Here is an 11,926-nt window from a genome sequence, read left to right as displayed (position 1 = left end):
CGGCCTACGCTTCCGGCGGCCGCCGGACAGTGACGGGCCGCCGCCGCAGGCGGACGATGAGCGTATCCAGCGCCGACAGGAAGGCCGACCGGTCGGCCTTGCCGAACGGCCGGTTGTGCGTCGTCACTGTTCCTGTCGAACGCAGATCGTCCATCAGATTGCGCATGGCCAGGGTCATGCCGATCGAATCCGCGTCGAACAGGCGCCCCTTCGGGTCCATCGTGGCCACCTGTCCGGCCACGCAGCGGGCAGCCAGCGGAATATCGGCGGTGATCACGATATCGGCCGGCCCGGCCCGCTCCACGATCCAGTCATCCGCGACGTCGGGGCCGTGGTCCACCACCACCCGTTCGATCAGGGGCGTGTCCGGCACCGCCATCATGCGATTGGACACGACGCACACCCCAACCCCGTAGCGCAGCGCGACGCGATAGACCTCGTCCTTGACCGGACAGGCGTCCGCGTCGATGAAAATGCGGGTCATCCGCCCCCTTTCTCTGTCCGACGCCAATCCTACCGCGCCCGGGCCGCGCGGCAAAGGCATGGGCCTGAGACGAAAATCTTGCGGATATCCCGGCGGCTGGATCAGGATCCGTCCGCGCCGCAGGGCGCGATCCCAGACAGGTTCCAACAGGACACGTTCCAGCAGGAAAGACCGCCGACATGAGGATCAGTGCATATGTCTACGCCTTCGACGGCAGATGCCGCGAGGCGTTCGCCTTCTACCAGGCCGCGCTGGGCGGCGAAATCACGGCCATGATGACCTTCGCCGACACCCCGATGGCCGACAGCGTGCCCCTCGACCAGCGCGACCGCATCTGCCATGCGGCGCTGACGGTGGACGGACAGGTCGTGATGGGGTCGGACGGCATGCCGGACAAGGCGGTGACGCCGGCCGGATTCTCCATTTCGGTCACCGCCGACACGGCCGGGGATGCCGGCCGGATCTTCACCGCCCTGTCGAACGGCGGCAGCATCACCATGCCCTTGCAGCAGACCTTCTGGGCGCCGCAATTCGGCATGCTGGTCGACAAGTTCGGCGTGGCGTGGATGGTCGGGTGCGACCCTGCCCCCTGAGCGCCCGACGGCGACGGACGGGGCGAAAGCTTGCAATTCCGCACGGCTTCGTGGTGGATGCACATCCCGCGTAACGAACATGGACCCCGCCCGATGTCCTCGACCGTCGTCGCGCAGCGCCCCGCCGGCCTGAGCGGCGGGGAGTTGCGCACCCTGGCCCTCGCCGCCCTCGGCGGGGCGCTGGAATTCTACGATTTCGTGATCTTCGCCTATTTCGCGAAGATCATCGCCCAGCATTTCTTCCCCGCCGCCCAGCCCGACTGGCTGCGCCAGACCGAGACGTTCGGCCTGTTCGGGGCCGGCTACCTGGCACGGCCGCTTGGCGGCGTCATCATGGCGCATTTCGGCGACACGCTGGGCCGCAAGAAAATGTTCGCCTTCAGCGTGCTGTTGATGGCGGTGCCGACCCTGCTGATGGGCCTGCTGCCCGGTTTCGGCCTGCTGGGGGTGGGCGCGCCGCTGGCGCTGCTGGTGCTGCGCATGCTGCAGGGGGCCGCGATCGGCGGCGAGGCCCCGGGCGGATGGGTCTTCGTGGCCGAACATGCCGGCGCGGGCCGCATCGGGCTGGCCTGCGGCCTGCTGACCGGCGGGCTGACGGCGGGCATGCTGATCGGGTCGCTGGTGGCGCTGGCGCTGAACACGGCATTGCCGCCCGCCACCGTGGCCGACTGGGGCTGGCGGATTCCCTTCCTTCTGGGCGGGATTTTCGGACTGATCGCGATGGTCCTGCGGCGCTGGCTGGAGGAAACGCCGGTCTTCGCCGAAATGCATGCGCGCGCCGAACTGGCCCGGCGGCTGCCGCTGGCCACCATCCTGGCCGAACACCGGGTGGCGGTCGTGCTGTCGATCATGGCCACCTGGACGCTGACGGCGGCGATCGTGGTCCTGCTGCTGATGATGCCGGCGCTGCTGCAGACGCTGCACGGGTTTCCCCCGTCCGCGACGCTGTACGCCAGCCTTGTCGCCACCCTGGTCATCACCGTGGCCGCGGTGCTGGTCGGCGCGGCCACCGACCGGTGGGGATTGCGCGCCATGATCGTGCCGGTGACGGGCCTGCTGATCCTGGGCGCGTGGGGCCTGTATGACGTGGCCCCGGCCCATCCCGGCTGGTTCCTGCCGCTGGCCGCACTGGCAGGCCTAGGCGGCAGTTATGTCAGCCTGGTGCCGATCGCGATGGTCGGCGCGTTTCCGGCCCCGGTCCGTTTTTCCGGCCTGTCGTTTTCCTACAACCTGTCCTACGCTATCTTCGGCGGCCTGACGCCGGCCTTCGTCTCGGCCCTGGTGACCCACAGCCCCTATGCCCCGGCATTGTACGTCACGGCGACGGCGCTGGCCGGCGCGATCGCCCTGTGGGCCATGCCGGGCCAGGCCGGCGCCATCCCCGGCGGCCTGGCCGGCAACGCGGCCGCCCCGGACGCGGGCAAGGGGCATTTGTCCGGGGCGTGACGGCCGGCCAGGGTGAATATCTGCCCTTCGGCCCGGGATATGGCGAAGCCGCAGCGCACCTGATACGCCCATCGGGCGGGACAGGCCGCGGCAGCAGGGCGAAACAGGCAATGACCACAGGCAGGACGTTCATCAATACGGTCAACGACCGGGTCGCGATCCGGCTGACGGTGATCTTCGGCAGTATCTGGTGCGTTTACGCGTTCCTGTTCTTCTCGCTGCTGCCGCTGGTTGCCCCGGCCTGGCAGAATACGCTGCTTTATGTCAGCAACTGCATCCAGCTTGTGGCGCTGCCGGCGCTGATGGTCGGCAGCGCCATCCTGTCGCGCAGTTCGGACGAGAGGGCGGCCGCCGACCATGCCGCCCTGGTCGAGATTCTGGACGACGTCCGCACCGAACTGGCCGACCTGCGCCAGATCACGCACGGCATCGATACCCGCACCGCCGACAACCCGATGTCCGGCAACGTGTCGATCAGCCAGACCGTCATCGCCCTGGACGAGGCCCCCGTTCCCAGCCGTTGAGGGCGCGTCCCCCAGGGCATTCCCCGCAGCGCGGATACGGTGGACGCGACGCCCCCGATCGTGCTTAGGAATGTCATGAGCACGATATCGCACGACGTCCTCGCCCGCCGGATCCGCCAGGGAAGCGGACAGCAGACCCCCGATCTGGTCGTCCGCAACGTCCGGCTGTTCGACCTGGTGACCGGGGAGTTGATCCCGACCGACATCGCAGTCTGCGGCGACACCATCGTCGGCACGCTGGGCCGCTTTGACGGGGCCACGATCATCGAGGGGCAGGGCCGGATCGTCGTTCCGGGCTTCATCGACACGCATCTGCATATCGAATCGTCGCTGGTCACGCCGTTCGAATTCGAACGCTGCGTGCTGCCGCACGGGGTCACCACCGCGATCTGCGACCCGCACGAGATGGCGAACGTGCTGGGCGTTATCGCGCTGCGCTATTTCCTGGATGCGGCGACGCGGATGGTCATGGACCTGCGCGTCAACCTGTCGAGTTGCGTGCCCTCGACCGCGCTGGAAACCTCGGGCGCCGTGCTGCGGGCCGATGCGCTGACCCCGTTCATGGACCACCCCAAGGTGATCGGGCTGGCCGAGTTCATGAACATGCCCGGCGTCCTGTCCTGCGCGGACGACTGCATGGACAAGCTGGTGGCCTTCGCGGGCCGGCATATCGACGGGCACGCCCCGCTGATGACCGGCCAACGGCTGAACGGCTACCTGTCCGCCGGCATCTCGACCGACCACGAGGCTACCCGCGCGGACGAGGCGCTGGAAAAGATCCGCAAGGGCATGACCGTGCTGATCCGCGAGGGGTCGGTCTGCAAGGATCTGGCGGCGTTGGCACCGCTGCTGACGGTCGCGACCTCGCCGTTCATGGCCTTCTGCACCGACGACCGCAATCCGCTGGAAATCGCGCACGAAGGCCATATCGACTTCCTGATCCGCAGCGCCATCGCCCGCGGCGTGCCGCCGATTGCCGCCTATCGCGCGGCCAGCCTGTCGGCGGCGCGCGCCTTCGGGCTGACCGATCGCGGAATGCTGGCGCCGGGCAAGCGGGCCGATATCGTCTTCCTCGACGATCTGGAAGACTGCCTGGTGTCGGACGTGCTGGCCGGCGGCCGGCCCATCGGCCCCGCGCTGGCGGCGCGGCCGGTCATCGACGTCCCCGGGCGGGACAGCGTGCATCTGCGCCGTCCGCTTGCAGCGGCCGATTTCGCGGTGGCGGGCGACGGCCGGGACATGCCGGTGATCGGCATCATCCCCGGACAGATCATCACCGACTACCTGACGATCGACCTCGGGAGCCAGGCGGGCGCGGTGGGCGCGCGCGCCGACCTGGACGTGGCCAAGGTCGCGGTCGTGGCGCGGCACGGGCTGAACGACAACATGGCCCGGGGTTTCGTGCGAGGGTTCGGGCTGCGGCGCGGGGCGCTGGCGTCCTCGGTCGGGCACGATGCCCACAATATCTGCGTCGTCGGCGTCGATGACGATGACATGGCGGCCGCCGTGAACCGTCTGGCCCGGATCGGCGGTGGCTTCGTGATCGTCGAGGACGGGCAGGTGCGCGAGGAACTGCCGCTGCCGATCGCGGGCCTGATGAGCGACGCGCCGTTCGAGGACGTGCGCGACCGGCTGGAGGCCCTGCGCGCGGCGACCCGCGCGATGGGCGTGACGCTGGACGAGCCGTTCCTGCAACTGGCCTTCCTGCCGCTGCCGGTGGTCCCGCGCCTGAAGATCACCGATCACGGGCTGGTCGATGTTGATCGGATGACACTGATCGGCTGACCGCCGCATTCGCGGCCTGTCAATCCGGCTTTACTGGAAAAAAACGGCCGCCGGCAAGGAAAGCGAGAGAACACGCAAATTCGAAGTGACGATCCGCGACTAATGCTCCACAACACATGCAGGACAGGGTTGTAGTCATCGCATGACTGTGACCGGTCCCAAGATCAAAAAAGAAAAAGACTCGATCATGCATGTCTTCCCAACGTTCTTATCCTTTCCTGCCCTGCGCAATTTCAGACGGGGCGTCCTGCCCATGACCGCCGGCATTGCATTCACCCTGCCGGCCCATGCAGTTCCGACCAGCGCCGACATCGTCGCAACCCGCATCCAGCTTGCACCGGGCGAGCCCCCCGAATCATCCGCCGCAACGCCCACGGCGTCCGGAACCACGCCGCCGCAGGTGCCGGGGGGCGGCAGCCTGCTGCCCCCACTGACCAGCCGGCCAGAACTGTACGGGCAACCGCAGTTGCTGAATCTGCACCCGCTGCCCCCGGCGCTGCTGCACCAGGGGCCATGGGGCATCTTCAACACCGCCACCGCCGCGGCCGCCGGCTTCGGCACGGTGGGGTATTACGCCGTGTCGCGCTGGGCGGAAGACTGGTCGAGCCTGAGAGCGGCCCGCAATCACATCGACTGGGCCGACTCCCTGAAATACATCCCGTTCAACGAATCCGGATCGGTCTACCTGACGCTGAGCGGCAATTTCCGCCATCACGGATTCTACGACCAGTTCGCGCAGTTCGGCGCGGTCAAGCGGTCGCCGTCCTACCGGTCGACCCTGCGCTTCAATCTGGGCGCCGACCTGCATCTGGGCGAACATGTCCGCCTCTATGGCGAACTGATGAGCGGCCAGGCGGGCGGCATGAATTATTACGGCTATACTGGCCGCTGGCGGTCCAAGCTGGACGTACAGCAGGCGTTCGTCGAGGTGCGCGGCAAGCTGCTCGGGGCGATGACAGGCATCATGGTCGGACGCATGAACTTCCTGGATGTCCCACCCTATGTATCGGCCGGCAGCGTCTATCCCACCGTCCCCTATTCCTGGAATGGCATCCGCGGATATGCGTTCTGGAAGCGGTTCCGGGTCGATCTGTTCGACCTGACACTGACCAACGCCAATCCGTATCTGCCCTTCCACGATCAGGTAGGATACCGCTCGCGCCTGTTCGGCGCCTATACGTCCTATGCGGTGCCGCAATTCACCACATTCGGCAAGAAAAGCCAGGTTTTCGTGGACGCGTTCTACCTGGGATACCTGTTGGCCAGCAGCCCGATCCCGAAGCAGGGCGGTTCGATCTTCGGCTCGCAGGCGGGTTCGACCCGGCGCGACGCGCCGGGCATGCGGATCTGGGGCAATGCGGGACCAATCGAATTCTCGGCCGGCGGCATGTGGCAGGGCGGGTATTTCAACGCCGCGCAGAATGGACCCAGCCGGCCGGTTTCGGCCTACGGGTTCAACGCCACCCTGTCCTGGCGCTTCGCCAGATGGTGGGGCAAGCCGTCCATCGGCGTGCAGGCCGACGACATGTCGGGCGGCGACACCCGCAAGAGCGCGACGGGAAGCTGGGGCAATTTCCTGTCCCCCTGGGTGCCCAGCGCCTATTACTTCGACCTCAGCACCGACCTGGGCCTCTCGAACATCATCGATGTCGGACCGCTGGTCACCCTGACCACCAGCACCAATACCAGCCTGATGCTGAAAGCGCCCGTCGTCTGGCGCAACAGCGTCAATGACGCGGTCTACACGTCCAGCAACACCTTCTATGCCTACCGACCGCGCGGCGGGGCCTACGTCGCGACCATCCCGCAGGGCAGCTTCACCTGGCGCGCCACGCGGCACATCACCCTCAGCCTCGACGGCGAATATCTGTTCGCCTCGCACGCCTTCACGCGCGGCGGCGCGACGTCGGGGGCCTACATCCAGTCCAACCTCGACTTCACCTTCTGACACCCCGCTGACTGGCGCAGGTCAGGGGGTCATCGCGACCCATGGCCGCGCAGGCTGGACAGAACCGGCGTCCTGCCCGCAGGATATCCAGGCCGGACGCTGCCACGCAGCAGGACCGGAACCGTCCCTGACAATCCGGAAGGAATCTCCACCCATGTTCGCATGCACAGGTTACGCCGCCACCGCTGCCGACGCGCCCCTCGCCCCTTTCGGGTTCGAACGGCGTGATACCGGGCCCGAGGACGTCCGCATCGACATCCTGTTTTGCGGCGTCTGTCACTCCGACCTGCACCAGGCGCGCAACGAATGGCGCAACACGATCTACCCCTGCGTCCCGGGCCACGAAATTGTCGGCCGCGTGGCGGAAACCGGTTCGTCGGTCACCCGCTTCAGAACCGGCGACCTGGTGGGCGTCGGCTGCCTGGTCGATTCCTGCCGCACCTGCCAAAGCTGCCGCGACGGGTTCGAGCAATATTGCGAGAACGGGTTCGTCGGCACCTATAACGGCCAGGACCGCCATGGGCGCGGCATCACCTTCGGGGGCTATTCCCGCGCCATCGTGGTCGACCAGGCCTTCGTGCTGAAGGTGCCGGACAATCTGGACCCCGCCGCGGTGGCGCCGTTGCTGTGCGCCGGCATCACCACCTATTCGCCGCTGCGCCACTGGAAGGTCGGGCCGGGCCAGCGCGTCGGCATCGTGGGCCTGGGCGGGCTGGGCCATATGGGGGTGAAGTTCGCCCGCGCCTTCGGGGCCGAGGTCGTGCTGTTCACCACCTCGGCCAGCAAGATCGAGGACGGGCTTCGCCTCGGTGCCCACCAGGTCGTACTGTCGCGCGACCCGGACGCCATGGCGCGCGAGACCGGACGGTTCGACTTCATCCTGGACGCGGTCGCCGCCAATCACGATATCAACGCCTATCTGAACCTGCTGAAGCGCGACGGCACCCTGGTGCAGGTCGGCGCACCCGAAGACCCCCTGCCGGTTTCGGTGTTCGGCCTGCTGATGAAGCGCCGCAGCTTCGCCGGCTCGCTGATCGGCGGCATCCCTGAAACACAGGAGATGCTGAATTTCTGTGGCGAACACGGCATCACCGCCGATACCGAAATGATCCGCATGGACCAGATCGAGGCCGCCTACGAACGGATGCTGCGGTCCGACGTGAAATACCGCTTCGTCATCGACATGGCCACCTTGCCGGCGGTGGCGTAGGCCCGGGGGGGGGGGGGGCGTACGAAAGAAATATCGGAACGATTCCCCAATCCGATCATTATGACCTGTCAGACCCGGCGGAATACGATATCCTGACGTCCTTGCAGCATGACGTAGGACGGAGCCCCACCATGCGGATGCCCCACCCCGCTCGCGCCGATCAAGGCCCGCCGGACCGGAGGGCCGATGGTATTGCCGCCCCTTCGCCAGACCATCTGCGCGGCCGCAATACGATCGTCTCGCTTCAATATCTCCGGGCCGTGGCGGCGATCGGCGTCGTGCTGTTTCATCAGTTCCAAAATATCTTCCCCGCCATTCGATTTTTCCAGCACGGTGTCGACCTGTTCTTCGTCATCAGCGGATTCATCATGATCGCGCTGACCGATGGGCGCGATATCGGGCCGCGACATTTCTATCTGGACCGCATCGCGCGCATCGTTCCGCCGTACTGGGCCGCCACCGCCCTGACGATTCTGCTGGCGGCCGCAGGCATCTTCACACCTTCGGTCACCGATCGAAGTCCCGGGCACCTGCTGGCCTCGCTGCTGTTCATTCCCAGTTGGGGGCCGGGCGGCCATATCTGGCCGACGCTCTATCTGGGCTGGACGTTGCAGTACGAGGTTTTTTTCTATCTGATTTTCGGCGCACTCCTGATGCTGGACAGCGTGCGGCGCCTGGGCGTGGCAAGCATCCTGTTCGGCATGCTTGTCATACTGGCCGCCGCCTGGCCCCCCCACACGCCGGCCCTGACGATCTATACCTCCCCTCTGCTTCTGGAATTTCTCGCCGGCATGCTGCTGGGACGCCTTTACGGCATCAGGCTGAACCGCATGCCGGGCTGGTGGATTGCCGGCGCGACAGTCGCCCTGACGGCCGCCTTCCTTCTTCTCATCCCGTTCAACCGTGATCTGCTGTTCGGAGCGGGGGCGGTATTCATCGTGTCGGCGGTCCTGGCCCTCGAACGCGCGGGATATATGCCGCAAAGCCGTACCCTGCTGGAACTGGGCGCGGCATCCTATGCGATATATCTTTTCCAGCAGATTGCATTCGACATAACCGGCAGGATGGTCGGCCAGGCCGCCGGCCTGGCGGGATTGCCCGTCCTGACAACAACCCTGCTGCACCCGGCCAACGTGCTGGCCGCGATCGTTCTGGGGCTGGTGATGCACAGGTACCTGGAAAAACCCCTGACGGAGCAGACAAGGATTTTCCTGAACCTGAAACCGCGTGGGGCATCGCAACGAATGGTCGAAAGCAATACCGCCGGCAGGCTGTAGAGCCACGACATAATACGCGCTTGATATGCGACCGAATGCTTTGCATTATTTTGTAATGTGAGATAGCTTCCGAGCTGTTCAGTCCATGATCGCGGCTCCATTTTCAAGCCGAAGACATCTTGCAAGATCGGAAACGGAAAACCCGCGCGCCACCGGGGCTTCCAACATCGGCCTGTCATTTATTCCCCTCGCCCCCCACCTGCGATGAGCGATTTAATATGGGTCCGACCATTTCCGACGATACACAGTCCGACAAGGGGTCGTCGCCCCCTTTCACGGTCCGCGCGCTGGGCCTGAAAGAGCCGGTCGAACGGTTACGCAACAGCTATCAGTCGGCGCACCCTTTTCCTCACCTGATCATCGACGATCTATTCCCGGCGCAGTGGCTATTGCCGATACTGAACGACTATCGCCACCGGAGCGACTGGCAATGGAAATCCTACGACACGGCCTTGCAGAAGAAGATCGGGACGGCTCCAAATGCCGACCTTCCCGATAATATACAGAGGTATTTCGATTTCGTTTACTCAGGTCCGTTTCTGCGTCTCCTGACCAGCCTGACGGGCATCGAAAACCTTCTTCCCGATCCATCCCTTTACGGCGGGGGCATGCATGTCGTGTCGGGCGGCGGACATTTCGACCTGCACATCGATTTCCAGAAACATCCCCAAACCAAGCTGACCAACCGCCTGGCACTGCTGACATACCTCAATGCGGACTGGGACAGCCGAAATGGGGGCAATCTGGAACTCTGGACCGTACGGCCATCGGCGCGCGCGGTAGAGATCCCGCCCCTTTTCGGGCGGACCGTGCTGATGGAGCAGTCGAAAATAGCTGCTCATGGACATCCGAGCCCTGTCAGGCCGGGCCTCGAGCGCAAGGCGCTGATCGCCTATTTCTATACCAATGACGCAACGTCCGAAATGAAATCGACGACCGTCTATGTTTCACGCCCAGGCCAGTCGGCGAGCGCACGCCTGCAAAGCGCGCTGCATAACACCCTGCCGACCCCGATGGTGCGGTTGTTGCAGAAGACCCGGCATATGCTAAAGGCCCGGATGACGCAGCGCCTGCCCGGGCGTTAAAGGCACCCTTATCAGCCGCCGGACGCCACCGCCTGCGGGGCGGCGATCCTGACCCGGCGGAATTTTCCGATGATCCCCCCGAAACGGTCGCAAAGCTGATCGAAGACATCCCGCCGCACCACATAAAGAATGACGGGATACAATCCCGTGCCGACGACACCGATCACGACGATCCTGGCCAGGTCGTACGTGCGGACCAGCGGCAACAGCGAGATCAGATAACCGCCGCCGATCGACAGCGCGGACACCAGGAACGGCATGACATAGAGTTCGAGGACCCGGCCGACCCCGACACCGCACCGATGCAGGATCAGCAGCGAGCAAAGCGGCGGATAGGTGAAATAATAGAGCGCCACCGCCATCGCCACGCCGAATGCGCTGCCCAGCCCCCCCCCCGCGATCGCCATGCCGAAGAAGATTGGCGCCGAGATCAGGGCGAAGATCAACCCGGCGCGAAATTCGCGCCGCGCGCTCAACAGCGACCCGGTGATCCACGACACCGCGTCGAAGGGCAGGCCCATGCTCAGGATCTGCACGTAAGGCACCGCCTTGATCCAGCGTTCGCCGAACAGGACATGCAGCCCCGGCCCCGCCAGGGCGGCCTGCATGAAGCAGAACGGCACCACCATATAGGCCAGCAGGCGGCACGCCTTCAGCGCCGCCTCGGTCTGGCGCAACGGGTCGGCCCGCAACTGGGCGAATGCCGGCAGCAGAACATTGATGAAATTTCCGGCCAGCATGCGCACCGGTTGCGCCGAAAACCGGAAGGCGAAGAAATACAGGCCCACCACGGAATGCGAGGCAATAAGCCCCAGCACGATATAATCCCCCTGATTGACGATCTCGATGATCGTCCGGGTCGCAAAGACGGTCGTGCTGCTGCCCAGTATGTATTGCAATTGCACCTTCCGGAACAGCCGCCCGATGCGCGGCGGCGCCTTCCACCAGAACAGCGCCGCCTTGATGACCGCAAGGGCCGGAATCGGGATGGCAAAGCTGTAGGCCCCGCAGCCCAGCCACGCCAGCAGGATCGTGCCAAGCTGCAGCGCGAAGATTTCGAATGTGTTGTATGCGGCCAGGAATCGGAAATTCATGTCGGCGCGGATCCTGACCGACGGAACGGTGGCCAGCGTCTTGATCGGCGTCGCCACGGCCAGGGCCGCGATCAGCCCCACCAGTTCGGGGGAATGATACCAGCGCGCGGCGAACGGCGCCGCGACCAGCATGCCCACCATGCCCAGCACGCCCAGCGACAGGCAGATCCAGAAGGCGGGCGCGGTCCAGAACATGATCGCCTTCTGGCGTTGCAGCAGTACGTCATCCACGCCGAAACTGACCAGGGCGTTGGCGATGCCGAACACGGTATAGGCCAGGCCGATGACGCCGAAATCGGCGGGCGTCAGCAGCCACGCCAGCGCCAGTTGCGACACGAAGCCGATCCCCCGTGCCGCGACGCTTTGCACCAGCAGCCAGAGGAAGCCGCTGGTGGCCGCCTTGCCCAGGCCGCCCTGCCGTCCGCCCGATCGTTCCGCCTGTGCCGTCATGAATCCCCCAAATGATCCGTCATGGTCCGC

Annotated in this window: 10 protein-coding genes; 8 read left to right on the top strand and 2 right to left on the bottom strand. The window is 65.4% G+C overall.

All coding sequences use genetic code 11. The features are described from left to right. Positions 1-4 precede the first annotated feature (4 nt). A complete protein-coding gene (locus tag HLH34_RS01045; RefSeq protein WP_183117728.1) occupies positions 5-484 on the bottom strand; it encodes a YaiI/YqxD family protein in 480 nt (159 codons plus the stop codon). A gap of 179 nt (positions 485-663) precedes the next feature. Here HLH34_RS01045 and HLH34_RS01040 point away from each other — a divergent pair, with 179 nt between their 5' ends. From HLH34_RS01040 to HLH34_RS01005, 8 genes are all read left to right on the top strand, one after another. After that, positions 664-1,077, top strand: a complete 414-nt coding sequence (locus HLH34_RS01040) for a VOC family protein (RefSeq protein ID WP_183117727.1) — start codon at positions 664-666, stop codon at positions 1,075-1,077. Positions 1,078-1,170: 93 nt separating this feature from the next. Further along, positions 1,171-2,523 carry an MFS transporter gene (locus HLH34_RS01035; protein ID WP_183117726.1) on the top strand — a complete coding sequence of 451 codons (1,353 nt, stop codon included), beginning with the start codon at positions 1,171-1,173 and terminating at the stop codon, positions 2,521-2,523. 110 nt (positions 2,524-2,633) lie between these two features. Then, entirely contained in the window at positions 2,634-3,047 is a 414-nt protein-coding gene (locus HLH34_RS01030) for a hypothetical protein (protein WP_183117725.1), read from the top strand. Positions 3,048-3,122: 75 nt separating this feature from the next. Continuing rightward, positions 3,123-4,832 (top strand): adenine deaminase, encoded by a 1,710-nt coding sequence (gene ade / locus HLH34_RS01025; RefSeq protein ID WP_183117724.1) that lies wholly within the window; start codon positions 3,123-3,125, stop codon positions 4,830-4,832. 253 nt (positions 4,833-5,085) lie between these two features. After that, positions 5,086-6,780: an alginate export family protein gene (locus HLH34_RS01020; RefSeq protein WP_306417743.1), complete on the top strand. Its 1,695-nt coding sequence runs from the start codon at positions 5,086-5,088 to the stop codon at positions 6,778-6,780. Between the two features lie 154 nt (positions 6,781-6,934). Then, on the top strand, positions 6,935-7,990 hold the full coding sequence (locus HLH34_RS01015; RefSeq protein ID WP_183117722.1) for an NAD(P)-dependent alcohol dehydrogenase: 1,056 nt from the start codon (positions 6,935-6,937) through the stop codon (positions 7,988-7,990). A 131-nt stretch (positions 7,991-8,121) separates the two neighbouring features. Continuing rightward, complete coding sequence (locus HLH34_RS01010) at positions 8,122-9,267, top strand: acyltransferase family protein (RefSeq protein WP_342354491.1); 1,146 nt, start codon at positions 8,122-8,124, stop codon at positions 9,265-9,267. A gap of 218 nt (positions 9,268-9,485) precedes the next feature. Continuing rightward, positions 9,486-10,352: a 2OG-Fe(II) oxygenase gene (locus HLH34_RS01005; protein WP_183117949.1), complete on the top strand. Its 867-nt coding sequence runs from the start codon at positions 9,486-9,488 to the stop codon at positions 10,350-10,352. An 11-nt stretch (positions 10,353-10,363) separates the two neighbouring features. On the opposite strand, the gene HLH34_RS01000 is transcribed toward HLH34_RS01005, so the two are convergent. Continuing rightward, the gene (locus HLH34_RS01000; RefSeq protein WP_183117720.1) at positions 10,364-11,896 is read right to left on the bottom strand and encodes a lipopolysaccharide biosynthesis protein; all 1,533 of its coding nucleotides are present in this window, start codon (positions 11,894-11,896) and stop codon (positions 10,364-10,366) included. Between the last annotated feature and the right edge of the window lie 30 nt (positions 11,897-11,926).

It is taken from the genome of Gluconacetobacter azotocaptans (assembly GCF_014174355.1).
Lineage (GTDB): Bacteria > Pseudomonadota > Alphaproteobacteria > Acetobacterales > Acetobacteraceae > Gluconacetobacter > Gluconacetobacter azotocaptans.
The sequence above is the reverse complement of the archived record's forward strand: the minus strand, read 5'-3'. Positions and strand labels throughout refer to the sequence as shown.